This window comes from Aliiroseovarius sp. F20344 (assembly GCF_023016155.1).
Taxonomy (GTDB): domain Bacteria; phylum Pseudomonadota; class Alphaproteobacteria; order Rhodobacterales; family Rhodobacteraceae; genus Aliiroseovarius.
Window position 1 is genome coordinate 1 of record NZ_JALKBG010000005.1, and the last position, 17,991, is coordinate 17,991.

Annotated in this window: 17 protein-coding genes; 8 read left to right on the top strand and 9 right to left on the bottom strand. The window is 55.7% G+C overall.

What is annotated here, in order from left to right:
• Both MWU55_RS04225 and MWU55_RS04230 read left to right on the top strand, forming a co-directional pair.
• Positions 1–468: EI24 domain-containing protein (locus tag MWU55_RS04225; protein WP_246934508.1), on the top strand; the 468-nt coding region annotated here is incomplete at its 5' end.
• A 138-nt stretch (positions 469–606) separates the two neighbouring features.
• Positions 607–1,053 (top strand): hypothetical protein, encoded by a 447-nt coding sequence (locus tag MWU55_RS04230; protein ID WP_246934509.1) that lies wholly within the window; start codon positions 607–609, stop codon positions 1,051–1,053.
• Positions 1,054–1,120: 67 nt separating this feature from the next.
• On the opposite strand, the gene MWU55_RS04235 is transcribed toward MWU55_RS04230, so the two are convergent.
• Entirely contained in the window at positions 1,121–1,399 is a 279-nt protein-coding gene (locus tag MWU55_RS04235; protein WP_246934510.1) for a DUF1467 family protein, read from the bottom strand.
• Positions 1,399–1,803, bottom strand: coding sequence for a methylmalonyl-CoA epimerase (mce, locus tag MWU55_RS04240; protein WP_133489179.1), 405 nt, complete (start codon positions 1,801–1,803; stop codon positions 1,399–1,401). Before mce ends, MWU55_RS04235 begins: the two co-directional genes overlap by 1 nt.
• Positions 1,804–1,960: 157 nt before the next feature.
• Here mce and MWU55_RS04245 point away from each other — a divergent pair, with 157 nt between their 5' ends.
• Both MWU55_RS04245 and MWU55_RS04250 read left to right on the top strand, forming a co-directional pair.
• On the top strand, positions 1,961–2,680 hold the full coding sequence (locus MWU55_RS04245) for a response regulator (protein WP_246934511.1): 720 nt from the start codon (positions 1,961–1,963) through the stop codon (positions 2,678–2,680).
• 119 nt (positions 2,681–2,799) lie between these two features.
• On the top strand, positions 2,800–2,982 hold the full coding sequence (locus tag MWU55_RS04250) for a hypothetical protein (protein WP_246934512.1): 183 nt from the start codon (positions 2,800–2,802) through the stop codon (positions 2,980–2,982).
• A 68-nt stretch (positions 2,983–3,050) separates the two neighbouring features.
• Here the strand turns inward: MWU55_RS04250 and MWU55_RS04255 are convergent, their stop codons facing one another.
• The 3 genes from MWU55_RS04255 to aspS all read right to left on the bottom strand — a co-directional run bounded on the left by MWU55_RS04255 (position 3,051) and on the right by aspS (position 7,631).
• Positions 3,051–4,286: a DUF1501 domain-containing protein gene (locus MWU55_RS04255; RefSeq protein ID WP_246934513.1), complete on the bottom strand. Its 1,236-nt coding sequence runs from the start codon at positions 4,284–4,286 to the stop codon at positions 3,051–3,053.
• Between the two features lie 14 nt (positions 4,287–4,300).
• Entirely contained in the window at positions 4,301–5,686 is a 1,386-nt protein-coding gene (locus MWU55_RS04260; protein ID WP_246934514.1) for a DUF1800 domain-containing protein, read from the bottom strand.
• 94 nt (positions 5,687–5,780) lie between these two features.
• Positions 5,781–7,631 (bottom strand): aspartate--tRNA ligase, encoded by a 1,851-nt coding sequence (gene aspS / locus MWU55_RS04265; protein WP_246934515.1) that lies wholly within the window; start codon positions 7,629–7,631, stop codon positions 5,781–5,783.
• A 196-nt stretch (positions 7,632–7,827) separates the two neighbouring features.
• On the opposite strand from aspS, the gene MWU55_RS04270 reads away from it, so the two are divergent.
• The 4 genes from MWU55_RS04270 to MWU55_RS04285 all read left to right on the top strand — a co-directional run bounded on the left by MWU55_RS04270 (position 7,828) and on the right by MWU55_RS04285 (position 14,199).
• Positions 7,828–9,117: a glycosyltransferase family 87 protein gene (locus MWU55_RS04270; protein ID WP_246934516.1), complete on the top strand. Its 1,290-nt coding sequence runs from the start codon at positions 7,828–7,830 to the stop codon at positions 9,115–9,117.
• Complete coding sequence (locus MWU55_RS04275; RefSeq protein WP_246934517.1) at positions 9,114–10,382, top strand: glycosyltransferase family 87 protein; 1,269 nt, start codon at positions 9,114–9,116, stop codon at positions 10,380–10,382. The genes MWU55_RS04270 and MWU55_RS04275 overlap by 4 nt, the downstream gene beginning before the upstream one ends.
• Before the next feature lie 105 nt (positions 10,383–10,487).
• Positions 10,488–13,757 carry a carbamoyl-phosphate synthase large subunit gene (carB, locus tag MWU55_RS04280; protein ID WP_246934518.1) on the top strand — a complete coding sequence of 1,090 codons (3,270 nt, stop codon included), beginning with the start codon at positions 10,488–10,490 and terminating at the stop codon, positions 13,755–13,757.
• Positions 13,758–13,881: 124 nt separating this feature from the next.
• Positions 13,882–14,199 (top strand): hypothetical protein, encoded by a 318-nt coding sequence (locus tag MWU55_RS04285; protein WP_246934519.1) that lies wholly within the window; start codon positions 13,882–13,884, stop codon positions 14,197–14,199.
• A gap of 24 nt (positions 14,200–14,223) precedes the next feature.
• Here the strand turns inward: MWU55_RS04285 and MWU55_RS04290 are convergent, their stop codons facing one another.
• The 4 genes from MWU55_RS04290 to MWU55_RS04305 all read right to left on the bottom strand — a co-directional run bounded on the left by MWU55_RS04290 (position 14,224) and on the right by MWU55_RS04305 (position 17,908).
• Positions 14,224–15,258 carry a fatty acid desaturase gene (locus MWU55_RS04290; RefSeq protein ID WP_246934520.1) on the bottom strand — a complete coding sequence of 345 codons (1,035 nt, stop codon included), beginning with the start codon at positions 15,256–15,258 and terminating at the stop codon, positions 14,224–14,226.
• 109 nt (positions 15,259–15,367) lie between these two features.
• The gene (locus tag MWU55_RS04295) at positions 15,368–15,769 is read right to left on the bottom strand and encodes a DUF4864 domain-containing protein (protein ID WP_246934521.1); all 402 of its coding nucleotides are present in this window, start codon (positions 15,767–15,769) and stop codon (positions 15,368–15,370) included.
• A 67-nt stretch (positions 15,770–15,836) separates the two neighbouring features.
• Entirely contained in the window at positions 15,837–17,228 is a 1,392-nt protein-coding gene (gene rimO, locus MWU55_RS04300; RefSeq protein ID WP_246934522.1) for a 30S ribosomal protein S12 methylthiotransferase RimO, read from the bottom strand.
• Between the two features lie 104 nt (positions 17,229–17,332).
• Positions 17,333–17,908, bottom strand: coding sequence for a GcrA family cell cycle regulator (locus MWU55_RS04305; protein WP_246934523.1), 576 nt, complete (start codon positions 17,906–17,908; stop codon positions 17,333–17,335).
• Positions 17,909–17,991: the final 83 nt, after the last annotated feature.

The following is a 17,991-nucleotide window of genomic DNA, read 5'->3' on the forward strand; positions in this document are numbered from 1 at the left end:
ATGATCGTCTTGTCAGTTGTTCTGATGGTGCCCGTAGCGGGTGCGTTTACAGGCTTGTTTCTGGACGAGGTCGCCGACGCGGTCGAGGCCAAGCACTATCCCCATCTTGCCCCCAACGCGGAACAGCCCCTTATGGTTGCAGTACGCGAAAGCCTTGGGTTCTTCGGGGTGATCGTGGGCGTGAACCTGATCGCACTGATAATGTTCTTCTTCGTCGGCCCGCTTGCACCGATCCTGTTTTACGCCGTGAACGGCTACCTTCTGGGACGCGAGTATTTCACAATGGCCGCCATGCGGCGCATTGGGCGGCACGAAGCCCATCTTCTGCGCAAACGCCACAACGCCCAGATCTGGCTGGCTGGCTGTTTGATGGCAGTGCCGCTATCCATCCCTTTGGTGAATCTTTTGATCCCAATCTTAGGTGCGGCGAGCTTTACACACATGTTCCACCGTCTTGCGGGGCGTTAGAAGTCGGCGAAGTGCTTGCCGTGCGCCTTCAGAGGGCTGAGTAAGGCTGGGCTTGCTACTATTTGTAGCCCAGCGTTCTTGTGGAATTTAGGTTATGAACCCAAATCTACGATCATCCAAATTTGCAAGAAGTCCCATTTGGATGATATCGGAACGCCTATGACCGAGATTTCAATTTATCAGTTCGTCAAAGAAAAACTCGTCACCCACGGTGTTGAAAATACCGAGGATGGCGCGCTGACGTTGCAAGATCGGTATTTGTTCTCTCTATTTGTTGATCTTGAACGTGCGGTGCGAAACAGTAGTTTCGATGCTACTCAATCCGCAGTGCAGAAAATTGAAAACTATCTAGTTTCAATCGAAAAGCGCCAGATCATGGCTTTTGCATACCTGTATCTGAAGTTTTCTGAATTCACGCCAGCACTAATAGAAGCCGATGAGTATCTACAGAATGGCCGCGTCCGAAAAACTAAAGAGTTTTTGAGACAGATCTCAGATGAGGAGATGCTGATTGGGCTGTGGGCGACAGTTAAGTACGATCAGGAGGGCAAAAGGCTTCTCGGTGCGGTTCACGCAACCTCTTGAAGATCGACTGGAAACGAACTGCCGCATAGTTCACACATACTAAGGGCGCCCGCTGGGCGCCCTTTTCTTACCCACGCACATCCTCATACCGATCAAACCAGTCGATATCTTCAATCCCGATCCAGCCCGAGACGATGATCCCCGCGATAATCGCGAAGACGATGGTACCAACGATGGTCACGATGATCAGTGTGCGCCCGAGTTTGAAATTGGCGGGGGCACCGGCATGTGTACCGGGCACGATTTCGCCCTCGTCGCCTTGGGTGCGCAAGCGGATTGGAAGGACCACGAACATGGTCACGAACCAGATCACCACATAAAGAACGATGGCGGCGGTGATGGACATCAGACTTGTTCCAGCTCGACCAAAGTGCCGGTGAAGTCTTTCGGGTGCAGGAACAGGACCGGCTTGCCGTGCGCGCCGATCTTGGGTTCGCCAGTGCCCAGAACGCGTGCGCCTGACGCCTGCAGCTGATCACGTGCGGCAAGAATATCGTCTACTTCATAGCAGATGTGGTGAATGCCGCCCGACGGGTTCTTTTCCAGAAAGCCCGCGATGGGAGAATTGTCGCCCAGCGGATAAAGCAGCTCGATCTTGGTGTTCGGTAGCTCGATGAACACAACGGTCACGCCATGATCGGGTTCGTCCTGAGGGGCGTTTACCTTTGCGCCCAGCGTGTCGCGATATTGCGCGGCGGCGGCCTCAAGGTCCGGTACAGCGATGGCTACGTGGTTCAGGCGTCCGATCATCTTGTCTCTCCCGTTTCGAATGCTGTGCTGCTTATGCCCAAGCGACCGGGTTTGGGCAAGCGGCACGGTGCCACAGGTGCGTGTTGTGTTCACGGATGCCAGTTTAACCTCCTGTTAGGCAGTTCTGAGCCATGGTGACCGTGAAAGGAGCCAGAAGATGAGCGACGATCTTGAAACCTTTATGATGACCCAACCCCCAACGGCAGACCGACCCCTGAATGGGATGACGGTGCTTGTGGTGGAGGACAGTCGATTTGCGTCAGAGGCGATCCGCCTGTTGTGCCTGCGCTCTGGCGCGCGCATTCGCAGGGCCGACAATCTTGCAGCTGCACATCGGCATCTCCGGGTTTATCGTCCTACCGCCGTCATTATTGATATGGGGCTGCCTGATGGATCCGGAGCGGAGCTGATTGAGGAGCTGACCAACGATGCAATTCGCGTTCCGGTGATCCTTGGGATGAGCGGTGATGCAGGAACGCAAGAAGTAGCTCTGGGAGCTGGTGCAGACGGGTTTCTTGTGAAGCCGGTCGAATCTCTGGCGGAGTTTCAACAGGCGATCTTGTCGGTTTTACCTCCACAAGAAGGACCGGTAAGCCTAAAGGTTTTGCCAAGCGAGATTGTTCAGCCAGATGAACTGGCGCTTCAGGATGATCTGTCACATCTGGCAAGGATAATCCATGATCGCGATGATGGGCCAGCACAGGACTATGTTGCGCAATTTCTGGGTGGCCTTGCGCTCAGCGCCCATGATCAGCCGATGGCGGTTGCCGCCCAAAGCCTTGCGGCTTCTCGGGTTGCAGGGCGTTCAACAAGCGCAGCTATGGCCCGCGTGATTCATCTGGTCGAAGATCGATTGAAGGATCGAAGGCAGCTCTAGGCTCAGAAATTAACCTGTTCGGCACGAAATGGACCCCCGGCTTCCTCATTTCCGCCCTTTTTCAGATGCAGATTGGGTCTCGAGGAAGGGTGAATTTAATCAATTGCGAGGTTGATAGTATGAAAGACCTGATCAAGAAGTTTGCTGATGAAGAGCTTGGAAACGCTGTTGTTGACTGGACTGTACTAATTGCTGGTGCAGTTATGATGGTTACCGCGGTTGTTTTAGCTGTTGTTGAGCCCGGCACGCCGGTAAGCGAAGCAGTAAGTGAAATCATCGAGACGCAGCCCTTGGCAGGTTAGCCTGACCTTATTGTAGCGTTCTGTTGTTATGAGTATCGGGCGCGCTTCGCAGCGCGCCCTGTTATATTTTAAGCTATGATTTTTGGCAGGCCGGGAGACAAATCCAAGCCCGGGAAGACCGTCCCCTCAATGTCGGATGTACTTGCGCTGAACAGGCCCTGCATGGCCGAAGCCGCATAAAGGCGAATGTCCGCAGTCGGCATCAAATCACGCCGATTATAAAGCGCCTCTTCTTCCAGCCCCGGCCAGTTTCCATAGACCTGTCCCCCTCGGATGGCGCCGCCAGCCATTACGATGGCCCCGCCAGTTCCGTGATCGGTTCCTTTGCTGCCATTCTGGCGCACGGTGCGCCCGAATTCGGTCATGGCCATGACGGTGGTCTTTTCCCATACCGGTCCCAGATCCGCTTTCAGTGTCATAATCGCGTCTTGCAGTTTGGACAAAGCACGCTTGAAGTTCCGCGCTTGACCGACATGTGTATCCCACCCGCCGATCGAAAAAGAAGCAATCCGCGTATCGTGTCTCAGCATTTCGGCGGTGAACGACGCAATGCCAGAGATGCTTCCATGCTCACGTGCCATTCTCATGGCGTCGGACATCATTTCGGCCGGATCGTCGGCGGCCTCCTCGGTGGTTATCAGCATCTCTGGGTGCAGAACCTCGGTCAGGTCCACAGCTTCGCTCAATGCGGACGAAAACAATGGATCATTTTGGTGGACCTTCTTCATCAAAAGGCGCGTGGCTTCTGACAGGGACAAAGTCACATCTGGTGACCAGCCCGAAGTAGCAGCGTCCCCGTTGAGGATCAGCAGATCCTCGCGCCCGACCGCGAAGGCTGTGCGCAAACTGCTGTTGGGTATGGTTTGCACCAGCCGATTCAACCAGCCGTCACGGATCGCTCCGTTCGCGTCTACGCCTGCTTCCAATATGTCTTGCCCATCAAAATGGCTCCGTTTGTCGCGATATGGTGTCGAAACAGCTTGGCCAAAGGCCAATTCCCCAGATTTCCACAAGCTGTGCAACCGATCAGCCGCCGGGTGCAGAGCATAGAAATCGTTCAGTGGAAGCGCATTCTGATCTGCGGAAAGATCGGGTCTGAGGCTGGAGAACAGAGGGTCCCCAACCGGACGCACAAGATCCAACCCGTCCATCCCGCCGCGCAGTACGATGACCACCAGCCGATGGTCGCCGGGCGTTGATGCAAGACTGACCGGTGTCAGCAAAGGGCTTGCCGCAAGTGAACAGCCAAGGATACCTGCGTTCTTCAGAAAGCCGCGACGTGAGAGAGAAGTATGTTTCGTCATAATCGGTTTCCTTGTTAACGGCGCTGGAATTCGGGCGAAGACAGAATGATCCCAATCCCCTCCCACCGTGTTTCCGCTGCTCGGGCGGCAAAATCGGTGGCGTCCGAAGCCTGCCCGGCCAATGCAGTTTCTACGAAGTCACGCGGATCAGGCAGTTTGAAGTCCAAAGCAGATGGGGCAGAAACGGCCCACTGAATGCGCGCTGCCAGGCCCTGCGGTGTGATCCAATGGGCCGAATCTTCGGGCCAGCCATCAGGACCATTTGGGGTTTCCCATTGCTGGCCCATTAATTTCAATGGCCCAAAGAATACAAGATTGCGTTGTTTGCGCTTCATGGCGGTGAGGGTGCCTTCGGGCACGCCCAGTGCGCGAACCGAAGACGCAACAAAATCAAACGGCTGCTTGACCTTATTACGTTCCGGTGCCCATGCAGCTGGATGGTTCAACAAAACCTCGTAAAGCGCCATCAGGTCGCCATCGCTTTCTATGAAGCTTCCGGACAAAGCTCGAACCAAATCTGGATCAGGAATGTCGGACACGAAATGCGTTGCCAGTTTGGTCGCGATGTAGCGCGCTGTGTCCGGGTGCCGGGCGATGTCTTCCAGCGCCTCAAATACATCGTCAACCCGCGGTTTTTTTCGGCCATAACGTTTGCCCAAAACCACCTCGGGACCCGGGTTGCCTTTGCGGGGGTGAAACCTGTAGCGGCCGTCTTCCCCCAACGCAAAACCCGCAAGAAGATTGGCAAATGAACGCACGTCTTTCTGCGTATAGGCTCCGTCGACGCCAAGCGTGTGAAGTTCTAGAATCTCGCGTGCCAAGTTTTCGTTTAGGCTACGCTTGCCTTGCATCGCCAGCTTGCTGCCTTCCCCGGCGGAAGCAAATTGGTCAAGAAAATGCAGCATCACCGGGTGGGTGCTGCTGGCCTTCAGCATGTCCACGAAACGGCCATTTACATGTGGCCGCACAACGTCTTCGGAGAAGGTCGAGGCTACGCTTCTGAACTGAGGCCCTTTGCCGATAACGGTGAAGTGGTCGGTCCAAAATCGCACCAGACGTTCACGGAAAGCGTCCTCGGTTGTGGTGCATCGGTTCAGTGTCGATATGAACCAGGCCTCTCGCTTGCGGTTCATCTGGGCGTATTTCTTCTTACGCGCAGCTATGGTTTTTTCGACAGCTGGCCCACCTTTGTTACGTGCTTTACGGACGGCAATGGTCAGTTGCTTAACTTCTTTCAGGTGGTCGTAAATATCGACGAACCCGGGGATGGGAAAGCGTTCTGCCTGAGTGTCTGGACCAGCCAGCATATCCAGCATCTGTGAAACAGATTTCGGCGCATCCAAACCAAGTCTTGGCCCATAGCCAAAACGGGTCTGTGCAATATTTGGATCAAATGACATCAAGTTCTCCTGGCACCAGACTGGCCCTCACATGTTGTGTGGGCAAGCCTGTTTATGCCAGGGGAATTATTGATATGCGATGACGGTGGTCAAATCACTCTTGTGGAATGACGCGCAGATGCAGTTCACGCAGCTGTTCGTTCTGCGGCTCGGATGGCGCATTCATCATCAGGTCTTCGGCGCGCTGGTTCATCGGGAACATCATTACTTCGCGGATGTTGTCTTGATCGGCCAGCAGCATCACGATGCGGTCGACGCCAGCGGCACAGCCACCGTGCGGGGGGGCACCATACTGGAACGCGTTGACCATGCCGCCGAAACGCTTGATCACTTCGCTCTTGCCATAGCCAGCCAGTTCAAAGGCTTTGAACATGATTTCAGGCTGATGATTTCGGATTGCGCCCGACACCAGTTCATAGCCGTTACAGGCCAAGTCGTACTGGAAACCCTTTACGTGCAGCGGATCGCCCAGAAGCGCGTCCAACCCGCCTTGCGGCATCGAGAACGGGTTGTGGTCGAAGTCTAGGCCGCCATTTTCTTCGTCCAGCTGGAAGATCGGGAAGTCGACGATCCAAGCGAAGGCGAAACGGTCCTTGTCAGTTAGACCCAGCTCGTCGCCGATGACGGATCGGGCACGGCCTGCGACGCCTTCGAAGGCTTTAGGTTTGCCGCCGAGGAAGAAGGCTGCGTCCCCGATGTCCAGACCCAGTTGCTGGCGGATCGCCTCGGTACGCTCGGGGCCAATGTTCTTGGCCAGCGGACCGGCGGCTTCCATTCCGCCTTCGACTTCACCGGATTTCAGCTTGGCCTGAGCTTCTTTCACCGTGATGGCTAGCTCTTGCGCCACGGCATCTGCGGTCTTCTCGCGCCAGAAGATATAACCCATGCCGGGCAAACCTTCTTGCTGTGCAAACTTGTTCATCCGGTCGCAGAACTTCCGCGAGCCACCTTTCGGGGCGGGAATGGCGCGAATCTCGGTGCCGTCCTGCTCCAGCAATTTGGCGAAGATTGCAAATCCCGAACCACGGAAGTGGTCCGAGACGATCTGCATCTTGATCGGGTTGCGTAGGTCCGGCTTGTCGGTGCCGTACCACAGAGCTGAGTTCGCATAGGAAATCTGTTCCCATGTCTGGTCGACTTTCCGGCCGCCGCCGAACTCTTCAAAGACACCGCGCAGAACCGGTTCGATCGTGTCGAACACATCTTGCTGTTCTACAAAGGACATTTCCATATCCAGCTGATAGAAGTCGGTCGGCGAACGGTCAGCGCGCGGGTCTTCGTCGCGGAAGCAAGGCGCAATCTGGAAATACTTGTCGAAACCGGCAACCATCATCAGCTGTTTGAATTGCTGAGGAGCCTGCGGCAGAGCATAGAATTTGCCCGGGTGCAAACGCGATGGCACTAGAAAGTCACGCGCACCTTCCGGCGACGAGGCCGTAATGATCGGCGTCTGATACTCGCGGAACCCTTGATCCCACATGCGCTTTCGCATCGAGGCCACTACGTCCGACCGCAGCTTCATGTTTTCCTGCATCACCTCGCGGCGCAGGTCGAGGAAGCGGTACTTCAGGCGAGTTTCTTCCGGGTATTCCTGATCGCCGAAGACCATCAGAGGCAGTTCGTCAGCGGCGCCCAGAACCTCAAGGTCACGGACGAAGACTTCAACTTCGCCGGTCGGGATCTTTTCGTTCACCAGATCGGTGTCACGCGCTTTGACGTTGCCGTCGATACGGATACACCATTCCGAGCGTACCTTCTCCATTTCCGCAAAGACGGGGCTATCAGGGTCGCACAGAACCTGCGTCATGCCGTAATGGTCGCGAAGGTCGATGAACAGGATGCCGCCATGATCGCGGACACGGTGGACCCAGCCCGACAGGCGGACGGTGTCACCGACGTTGGATTTGTTCAGTTCAGCACAGGTGTGGCTGCGATAGGCGTGCATGTCAGGCTCCCACGAGCATTTGTAAGTCTCGGGCCGATACACCTGCCTTGGCGGGCAAAGTCAAGCCGCAGCGGCGCCAAGAGCGTAAAAGATCATCAACTAGGCGCAATTTTCTTGGTCTTCGCCGGATCACTGGATAAAAAGCATCTATTCCAACCTGCGCGAAGGCAGGCAAAAGTATAAAGGCAAAGACCGAATGGTCGCGCGAATTGAGCACGCAGAGACTTCTAACGGGCACCGCACCGCATATCTGGCCATGTTGATATTGGGCGGTTTTCTGGTGTTTTTGCACTGGGGTCATTACCCACCCGATTTCGCGGCGCTTTATTTCGCAGGCCAGTTCTTTGCCGAAGGAACGCCGGCTTCGATCTATCCCAAAGGTGAGACATTTTTTTGGGATGTGCCTCCGCACGAGTGGCAGTTGAAAGCAGATGCCGCAAGTCAGTTTTATGATCGACCTGCCCGTATCGTGACGCCTTACATCTATCCGCCGATATGGGTGTTGCCGTTGTCTTGGCTGTCCAAAGTCTTGGATTTCAAGCAGGCGTCGCACGCCATGCTTTTGCTGAATGTCGCTTCTCTTTTAGCCATGCTCCGGATCGTTTTCGATTTGATACAGCCGCGTCGGATCACACTGTTTCATTGGGTTTTGATCCTGACCTTGCTTCTTGTCACCAGCACGATATCCCGGCTTGCGCTGCATCTTGGGCAGCCGCAGGTTTTGGTGTCTTTGCTAACCTTACTGGCTTTTGTGGATCTTGTGAAAAACCGCCCCGTACGCGCGGGGGCATGGTTGGCGCTTGCAGCCTCGATCAAGTTGGCGCCAGCGCTTTTTGTGGTGATTTTCTTAATGGAAAGGAACTGGAAAGCTTTAGGGAGCTTCACAGTGTTTGGCAGTGTTCTTGCCGGTCTATCGGTCATGTTGATGGGCTGGCCAATACACGAGGCATTCTTGACCAAGCTCTCACAAGTCGAAGGGCAAGTGTTGGTTTCGCGCTTGAACCTAAGTCTAGAGCTTGCCCTGTTTCAAATTGATCAATTTATACGCGGAGAATTCGTATTTTCGATTTATGAGCCTGACACGTTTCCCAAACCCATTTGGGTTACGTGGGCCACGCGATTGCTATTGGTTTTTGGGGTGGTACTTATTGCTTTTCAGACCCGCATCGAAGATTTGCGTTGTCGCATCTGGGCGCGCTTGTTGTTGGTTGCAATACTTCTGCTGCTCACCAGCCCACTGGGTTGGCTGCACTATATGATCTTGCCGCTTGTACTTTTGCCCGGCTTGATTGAGCTTGCGCGCCCGCCGCTTGTGGCAACTCTGATCGCAGTCACAGGCATTGGCTATGCTCTGCCGCTGTATCTACGATTGACTGACCATGCAGAAACCTTCCTGTTGCAGTCTTTCCTTTACACCACAGTTAGCCTTTTGATTTTCTGGACCGTTGTTGCTGCCCTTCGCCCCCTGCGAGGAGAAGCAGCATGAGAGACAACAAAGACAAAGCCCTGAGTTTTGCCATTGTGTGTATTTTTGTCGTTTGGACTGTGAAAATCTATTGGGGAAACTGGCCAGTCGATTTGTCAGCACTTTATTTTGCAGCCTATTTCTTTGATGCGGGTGCGTATGAACTTGTTTACGCGCCCGATGGCCAAGCCTTTTGGAGGCAAGCTCACCTCGAGTGGCGCGAACTGGCGCACTCACAGGGGTATTACTCGGATCTAATCCCTGCTTATATCTATCCGCCTCTTTGGACGGCTTTGCTGGGCCCTGTTGCGCGTGCGGTTGATTTCGTGAGCTTCGCGAATGCGTTTTTTGTCCTGTTCATCGGTTCGATCCTCGGCATGATTGGATTGGCGTATGCCATCGCAGGGCGCATTGCGGCATCGTTAGGCAAGCTGGGGCCGCCAATCTGGGTCTTCTGTCTGTCCGGAGCTTTCGTCGCGGGTTTCACCTCTTACGGCGCGTTGTCTTTTCAGTTGGGGCAGCCTCAAATCATCGTGTCTTTCTTGATGATGCTCAGCTTGCACCTGCTGATTGCAGGTCGTGATCTTTCGGCGGGTGGAGTGCTGGCCTTGGCCGCTGCGATCAAGCTGATGCCGACCATGCTGGTGATTGTGTTTGTCTTTGAACGACGCTGGCGCGCTTTATTTTGGTTTTTGGGAATAGGCGGCGCGCTTGGGTTGCTTTCGATCTTTCTGTGTGGATGGCCTTTGCATCAAGCCTTGTTGGTGCGGATCGACTATCTTGGCAATCATGTCTCTGTCAGTAGGCTGTCCACAGGATTCGAGACTTTAGCTTATCACCTGGAAAACCTGTGGCATGGGTTTGTCTTTTGGGACATTTCTGGACCGTCGAAAGAGCCCAAATCCGCGTTTGTATCGCTGTTTGGACGGGCGGTCCTTTTCTTTGGATTGGTGGGTGTTTGGTGGACGACACGTGAAATCGGGCAATCGATCCGCATTTGGCTGCGTTTTACATTGGTTCTTGCGCTTGTTAACGCGACATCGCCGCTTGCTTGGCTGCATTACATGCTTCTGCCAGCGATGCTCGCCTTGGTAGCGTATGGATTGATTGTGCCCCAAATCCCGGGGATCGTCTTGTTTGCAATGGCAGTTTTAACTTCACTACCGGTCTACCTGTTCTTCGCATTTAGCCCGATTGCAGGATTCGGAGAGGTCTATCTGCATTTCAGCCTGCTTGTTGTGACATGTATTACTCTACTGCAGTTAGGGCGCAATCAACGCGAATGAATCCACAAACAGGGCTTGCACAAACCCCGTTCGTGTCTATAACCCACGACAATTTGCGCGCGGTTGGGATTCCCGCGTGTGTCCAGTCTGCCGATGGGGGTTACCATGCCAAAGAGAACCGATATCAACTCGATTATGATCATCGGCGCGGGGCCCATTATTATTGGGCAGGCCTGCGAGTTCGATTATTCGGGTGCGCAAGCCTGTAAGGCGCTGCGCGAAGAAGGTTACCGTGTCATTCTGGTGAACTCGAACCCGGCGACGATCATGACGGACCCCGGCCTTGCCGATGCGACTTATATCGAGCCGATCACCGCCGAGGTTGTCGCCAAGATCATCGAGAAAGAGCGCCCGGATGCGTTGCTGCCCACGATGGGCGGTCAGACTGGTCTAAACACCGCGCTGGAGCTGGACGATCTGGGTGTTCTGGACAAGTTCAACGTCGAACTGATCGGCGCCAAGCGCGACGCCATCGAGATGGCAGAAGACCGTAAACTGTTCCGCGAAGCAATGGACCGTCTGGGGATCGAAAATCCACGCGCGACCATCGTTACCGCACCGACCAACGAAAAGGGTCACGCTGATCTAGATGCAGGTGTGAAAACTGCGTTGGAAACGCTCGACGACATTGGTCTGCCAGCCATCATTCGTCCCGCTTTCACCTTGGGTGGCACCGGTGGTGGTGTGGCTTATAACCGCGAGGAATACGAACACTACTGCCGCACCGGTATGGACGCCTCGCCCGTGAACCAGATCCTTGTGGATGAAAGCCTACTGGGCTGGAAAGAATACGAGATGGAGGTTGTGCGCGACACTGCCGACAATGCCATCATCGTTTGCTCGATTGAAAACGTAGACCCGATGGGGGTTCACACTGGTGACTCGATCACTGTCGCGCCCGCGCTGACGCTGACCGACAAGGAATACCAGCTCATGCGCACGCATTCGATCAACGTGCTGCGTGAGATCGGTGTGGAAACAGGCGGGTCAAACGTACAGTGGGCCGTGAACCCAGAAGATGGTCGTATGGTTGTCATCGAGATGAACCCACGTGTGTCGCGTTCGTCGGCGCTGGCTTCAAAAGCCACCGGTTTCCCGATCGCCAAGATCGCTGCGAAGCTAGCCGTGGGTTACACTTTGGACGAGCTGGACAATGACATCACCAAGGTCACGCCCGCCTCGTTCGAGCCGACCATCGATTATGTGGTCACCAAGATCCCGCGTTTTGCGTTCGAGAAGTTCCCCGGAGCAAAGCCCGAACTGACCACCGCGATGAAATCGGTGGGTGAGGTCATGTCGATCGGTCGGACCATCCATGAGAGCCTACAAAAAGCGCTGGCCTCGATGGAAACCGGGCTGACTGGATTTGATGAGATCGAGATCGAAGGCGCTCCGGAAGAAGCAGCTATCGTGAAGGCCATTTCCGAACAGCGTCCGGACCGCATCCTGAAAATCGCGCAAGCCATGCGTCATGGCATGTCGAATGCCGACATTCAGCGCGTGACCGCATTTGACCCATGGTTCCTAGATCGCATCCGCGAGATCGTGGATGCTGAAAACGTGGTCCGCGGAAATGGCCTGCCGTTGGACGCTGAAGGTCTGCGTAAACTTAAGATGCTGGGCTTTACAGACGCCCGTCTGGCCAAGCTCTCGGGTCGCACCGAGAAAGATGTACGTGATGTGCGTCGTGGGGCTGGCGTGAAGGCAGTTTTCAAACGCATTGACACCTGCGCCGCCGAATTCGAAGCGCAGACTCCTTACATGTATTCGACCTACGAAGTCCCGATGATGGGTGAAGTAGAATGCGAAGCACGCCCCTCGGACCGCAAAAAAGTGGTCATCTTGGGTGGTGGCCCGAACCGGATCGGCCAGGGGATCGAGTTTGACTATTGCTGCTGTCACGCATGTTTTGCGCTGACGGATCAGGGCTATGAAACCATCATGGTCAACTGCAATCCAGAAACCGTGTCCACGGACTATGACACATCTGATCGTCTGTACTTTGAGCCGCTGACCTTCGAACACGTCATGGAAATTCTGCGCACCGAGCAGGAAAACGGCGAATTGCACGGCGTAATCGTTCAGTTTGGCGGGCAGACCCCGCTGAAGCTGGCCAATGCGCTGGAAGAAGAAGGTATCCCGATCCTTGGCACCACGCCGGATGCCATCGATCTTGCTGAAGACCGCGAACGGTTCCAGGATCTGGTCAACAAGCTTGGCCTGAAGCAACCCCACAACGGCATCGCCTCGACCGATGAGCAGGCGCTTGAGATAGCACAAGAGATCGGCTTCCCGCTGGTGATCCGCCCGTCTTACGTTCTGGGTGGCCGCGCGATGGAGATTGTCCGCGATATGGGGCAGTTGAAACGCTATATCGCGGAAGCGGTGGTTGTGTCAGGTGACAGCCCCGTGCTGTTGGACAGCTATTTGTCCGGCGCGATCGAGGTTGACGTGGATGCGCTTTGCGATGGTGAAAACGTGCACGTTGCGGGCATCATGCAGCACATCGAAGAGGCTGGCGTACACTCGGGCGACAGTGGTTGTTCGCTGCCGCCTTACAGCCTGTCGGAAGACATCATCGCCGAGCTGCGCCGCCAATCGCGCGAACTGGCGCTGGCCTTGAATGTCGTCGGTCTGATGAACGTGCAATTTGCCGTGAAAGACGGCGAGATCTATTTGATCGAGGTGAACCCGCGTGCCTCGCGCACTGTGCCGTTCGTGGCTAAAGCAGTTCTGTCGCCCATCGCGTCCATCGCTGCGCGTGTTATGGCGGGCGAAAAGCTGGACGCCTTTGATCTGGTTGACCCCAACATCGATACATTCGCTGTGAAAGAGGCGGTGCTGCCCTTCGCCCGCTTCCCCGGTGTCGATACAATCCTAGGTCCTGAAATGCGTTCTACCGGCGAGGTGATGGGGGCGGACAAGGATTTCGCAATGGCGTTCCTGAAGGCTCAGTTGGGCGCGGGTACTTTGCTGCCGACCGAAGGCACTGTGTTCCTGTCGATTAAGGACGGCGATAAGACCGGGCAGTTGGTTGAGACAGCCGCACTTCTGACCCAGCAGGGCTTCCGCATTCTGGCAACCTCGGGCACCGCCAAGTTCCTTGCAGAAAATGGGGTTGAAGCAGATGTGGTCGCCAAAGCGTATGAGCCCGGCCGTATGATCATCGACATTATGAAAGACGGTGAAGTGCATCTGGTTATGAACACGACCGAGGGTGCTCAGTCGGTTAATGATAGCCGTGAAATGCGCAATGTCGCGTTGATGGACAAGATCCCATATTTCACCACGCTGGCTGGCAGCCATGCGGCAGCTCGTGCCATGATGATCCGCGGCGAACGCGAAATCACAGTGAAGGCGCTGCAAGAGGTCTAACCCTATTGCAAGTCCAAGTTCTAAGGGCGCGGCAACTCCGCGCCCTTTTTCGTGTTCAGGGTGAAAACCTCACCCAATTTGCGCGACTTGTGATATGCTCTTCGCAAACAGAAGGAGAGCAGTAATGAAACCCTTTGCACCAATGATTGCCCCGCTTGCCTTTGTCGGTCTATTGACCGGATGCGAGGCATTCAACCCGACAACTACGCCCACCACCAACGTTACCGATCTTCCGTTGATGGGCGGATATCGCAGCCCGGCAGACGAATGCGAAAAGTTGGGTGAGAATGAACTTACCATCAACTATCTGGACCACACCGCCGATCTGGTCGGGTGCCCCGAAGACTACGAAGGCTTGGGGGTTTTCCAGACTGACACCGGCGGCGTCGAGGTCGCACGGATTGATGGTTGGGTTCTTTTCAGCGTACCCAGCGGGATTTGACCTGCAAGATAGCGTCGGGCGCGATCAGCCGTAAAGCTGCCGCGCCTGCGCAAATGACATCAGCGTCCTGCTTTTTTCATCCCACAGGTGCAAACGCACACTGGCCAAGCTTTCGCGAATGGTCATGCGGTTGATCGTTGCCAGATACTCATGATCCTTAAGGACCTCTGTCAGCCGATAGAACGGGATGCGGCTGTGCAGGTGATGCACGTGGTGAATGCCGATGTTGGCGCTGAACCATTGCAGCACTGACGGCATCACGTAGTGCGAACTGCCATGCAGGGCAGAATCGTGGAGCTGCCAATCTTCTTCAACATTCCAGTGGGTCTCTTCGAACTGGTGCTGGACATAGAACAGCCACATGCCTGCGGTCGCCGCCAAAAGGGTGGTTGGCAAGAAGATCAGAAGCACAGGCATCAGGCCTCCGAAATACCAGATCAATATAAGCGCGGCGACGATGGCAAAGTTCGTCCCCATGGCGCTAATCCAGTAGCGGGCGGCGTTCATCAACCCAATGGGCAGGCGATTTTGCAGCAAGAACAGGTAACCGGGGGCGAATCCGAACAGAGTTATCGGGTTGCGATACAAGCGGTATTGGAACTGACGCATTGGTGACAGGGCTTTGTATTCCTCAACGGTCAGGGTCATGATGTCCCCGATGCCGCGTTTGCCCAGATTGCCGGCCGAGTTGTGGTGGATGGAGTGGGTGCGTCGCCAGACGTCATAGGGCGTCAAGGTGACCACGCCGATCACCCGACCAACCCAATCGCTTACACTCCGGCTTTTGAAAACCGAACCGTGCCCACAATCATGCTGAATCGCAAACAGGCGCAGTAGAAAGGCAGAGTTGAATATCGCAATCGCAAGGCTCAGCCACGGGCTGATGGACAAGCAATACCACGCAAGCGCCCAGAGAAGGATGAACGGCCCGGCACTGACGACAAGTTCAAACGAACTGCGAAACGCACTTGGTTCGCGGTACTTCGCAAGGGTTCTGACCCAATCGCGTGCTGAGGTTGCATCTTGTTCGGGCTGCGGGATCTTTGAAAGCTCTGTCATGGGCCTGCTTTTGTGGTGTTAGGCCATTCGGATAGACTATCGGGTCAACATAGCAAGTGAATAATGGAATATGTTGAAAACTCGCGCTTAGCGAGTGGCTTTCGAGGCGTTATGCACTAAGCCCGGGGGGATCAATCCGATAGACACCGTTGATCCGCCAGTTTCCATTCACCATGATCATTTCATAAGCGAACCAATGGTCTTCGCCAGCTTGGTCTTGGATGCGCAGACGCTGCAGCGTGTAAGATCCATTTGTGATCTGGTCGAGATGCTCAACTTTCGCAGGGTTCATTACCATTGGATACCCATTTTGCACCATCTCTCCGAACACGTCGGGCGTTCCAAAGAGGCGTTGAATATTGGGCGAGGCAAACGAAAAAGCCCCCTCCACATCACCCGCTTTCAGCGCGCTGATCTGGTCCGAAATGACGTCTTCGATCGTGTTTTCCTGAGCGTAAGCACCAAAACCTAGCGTGCTGATCAGGCCAACGGCGATAAATACATGTCGCATGTCCTTCTCCTTGTACTGTTATAATACGCGGGAAGGGGGTGCTTGGATCAATCTCGGGGATTGCTCTCTATCGTAGTTGGCCCCACAGGTCGTATTCGCCTGCTTCGTCAACTTCGACCGACACAATATCTCCGACCGACAGTCCTTCGGTGCCGTCGTCGATAAACAGGTTCCCGTCGATCTCGGGCGCGTCGGCTTTGGTGCGGCAGGTTGCGATGCCGTCTGCGTCGATGTCGTCAACAATCACGTCGATCACCTGACCGACTTTCGCGGCCAGCTTGGTTTCTGAAATCGCCTGTGCCTTCTCCATAAAGCGTTCCCAGCGTTCCTGTTTGATCTCGGCGGGGACGTGGTCAGGCAGATCGTTTGAGCGCGCGCCGTCTACGTTTTCGTATTGGAAGCAGCCGACACGATCCAGTTGCGCCTCATCCATCCAGTCCAGAAGGGTTTGGAATTCTTCCTCGGTCTCGCCGGGATAGCCGACGATGAAGGTCGAGCGCAGGGTGATGTCCGGGCAATCCGCGCGCCACGCGGCGATCTCGTCCAGCGTTTTGGATGCCGCCGCCGGGCGGGCCATGCGTTTCAGCGTGTCCGGGTGGGCGTGTTGGAACGGTATGTCCAAATAGGGCAGGATCAACCCCTCGGCCATTAGTGGGATCAGATTGCGCACATGCGGATAAGGATAGACATAGTGCAAACGGACCCACAGGTCCTTGCCGGCACCCAGCGCCCCAAGATCGCGCGCCAGATCGGTGATATGTGCGCGGTGCCCACGCTCTTCTGCGTATTTGATGTCGACGCCATAGGCCGACGTGTCCTGTGAAATCACCAAGAGCTCTTTCACGCCAGCGTCTACCAGTTTGCCAGCCTCGCGAACGACCGCGTGGGCGGGGCGGCTGGCCAGCTTTCCGCGCATGTCCGGGATGATGCAGAACTTGCATTTGTGGTTACAGCCCTCGGAGATCTTCAGATAGCTGTAGTGGCGCGGGGTCAGGCTAACGCCGGTTGCAGGTAGAAGGTCGATGAACGGGTCCGGGCTGGGCGGCACGGCGCCATGAACAGCGTCCAGAACCTGCTCGTACTGATGCGGGCCGGTGACGGCCAACACGCTGGGATGGGTCCCGCGGATGTAATCCTCTTCCGCACCCAGACAACCGGTGACAATCACCTTGCCGTTTTCGTTCAAAGCTTCGCCGATCGCTTCAAGGCTCTCGGCCTTGGCGCTATCCAAAAACCCGCAGGTGTTCACGATCACCGCATCCGCGCCGGAATAATCCGGGCTGATCGCATAGCCCTCGGCACGCAGGCGCGTCAGGATGCGCTCACTGTCGACCAGCGCCTTGGGGCAGCCAAGGCTGACCATGCCAACAGTGGGCTGACCGTCGCGGGCGGGGTCAGAGAAGCGTGGCTTCGGGGCAAGGTCGGGACGTAGGTTGGGCGGATTTACTGGATCAGTCATGGCGGGCCGTATAGCTAAAGCTGTGCGTTATGGGAAGGGCGCGGGTGTGGAATGAAAAAGCGCGCCCGGTGGGACGCGCTTTCGAAAATCTATGCGATGCGGGTTTACCGCTTGCGGTCGCGTCGCGAGGACATCGGCTGGAATGCCACGCCCACATGGGCCTCACAGTAGGGTTTGCCTTGCTGTACGGCCAGTCCGCAGAACCAGAAATCGTCGGTGGCCGGGTCACCCACGGGCCATTTGCAGGTTTTCTCGGTCAGTTCCATCAGGTTCAGGCGCTTTGCGTCCTTTTCGATTTCGCTGACTTTCGCCAAAGCCTCGGGGCTGATCTCATTCGCTGAGGGCTGCGGAGGCAAGGGTTGGCCTGCCGGAATGATGGCTTTGCGCGCAGGCGACATTGGCTTCGCCTCGGCGGCCTCTGCCTTTGGTGCAGCGGCTTCCTTTTTCGGCGCGGCCTTGGGCTTGGCGGCTGCCTTGGGCTTGGCCGCTGCTTTTGGTGCGGCTTTTTCCTTGGCGGGTGCTTTGGTGCTGCTGGACCTGTTCGACAGGCCCAAACGGTGCACTTTGCCAATCACCGCATTGCGGGTCACTCCACCCAGTTCCTTTGCGATAACCGAGGCCGATTGGCCCTCGCCCCACATCTTCTTCAGGATTTCAACGCGCTCGTCGGTCCAGGACATGCTTTCTTCCCGTCTGCTTGGGGCAAGCCGTCATCGGCCAATGCCCCTGTGAATTCACAAGCCCCTATACTAATCACCCACGC

Coding starts and splice junctions, on each gene's coding strand:
- MWU55_RS04245 (WP_246934511.1), top strand. CDS start 1,961: ATGAGCGACGATCTTGAAACCTTTATGATGACCCAACCCCCAACGGCA.
- carB (WP_246934518.1), top strand. CDS start 10,488: ATGCCAAAGAGAACCGATATCAACTCGATTATGATCATCGGCGCGGGG.
- MWU55_RS04255 (WP_246934513.1), bottom strand. CDS start 4,286: ATGACGAAACATACTTCTCTCTCACGTCGCGGCTTTCTGAAGAACGCA.
- MWU55_RS04235 (WP_246934510.1), bottom strand. CDS start 1,399: ATGTCCATCACCGCCGCCATCGTTCTTTATGTGGTGATCTGGTTCGTG.
- mce (WP_133489179.1), bottom strand. CDS start 1,803: ATGATCGGACGCCTGAACCACGTAGCCATCGCTGTACCGGACCTTGAG.
- MWU55_RS04275 (WP_246934517.1), top strand. CDS start 9,114: ATGAGAGACAACAAAGACAAAGCCCTGAGTTTTGCCATTGTGTGTATT.
- rimO (WP_246934522.1), bottom strand. CDS start 17,228: ATGACTGATCCAGTAAATCCGCCCAACCTACGTCCCGACCTTGCCCCG.
- MWU55_RS04295 (WP_246934521.1), bottom strand. CDS start 15,769: ATGCGACATGTATTTATCGCCGTTGGCCTGATCAGCACGCTAGGTTTT.
- aspS (WP_246934515.1), bottom strand. CDS start 7,631: ATGCACGCCTATCGCAGCCACACCTGTGCTGAACTGAACAAATCCAAC.
- MWU55_RS04305 (WP_246934523.1), bottom strand. CDS start 17,908: ATGTCCTGGACCGACGAGCGCGTTGAAATCCTGAAGAAGATGTGGGGC.
- MWU55_RS04250 (WP_246934512.1), top strand. CDS start 2,800: ATGAAAGACCTGATCAAGAAGTTTGCTGATGAAGAGCTTGGAAACGCT.
- MWU55_RS04285 (WP_246934519.1), top strand. CDS start 13,882: ATGAAACCCTTTGCACCAATGATTGCCCCGCTTGCCTTTGTCGGTCTA.
- MWU55_RS04290 (WP_246934520.1), bottom strand. CDS start 15,258: ATGACAGAGCTTTCAAAGATCCCGCAGCCCGAACAAGATGCAACCTCA.
- MWU55_RS04260 (WP_246934514.1), bottom strand. CDS start 5,686: ATGTCATTTGATCCAAATATTGCACAGACCCGTTTTGGCTATGGGCCA.
- MWU55_RS04270 (WP_246934516.1), top strand. CDS start 7,828: ATGGTCGCGCGAATTGAGCACGCAGAGACTTCTAACGGGCACCGCACC.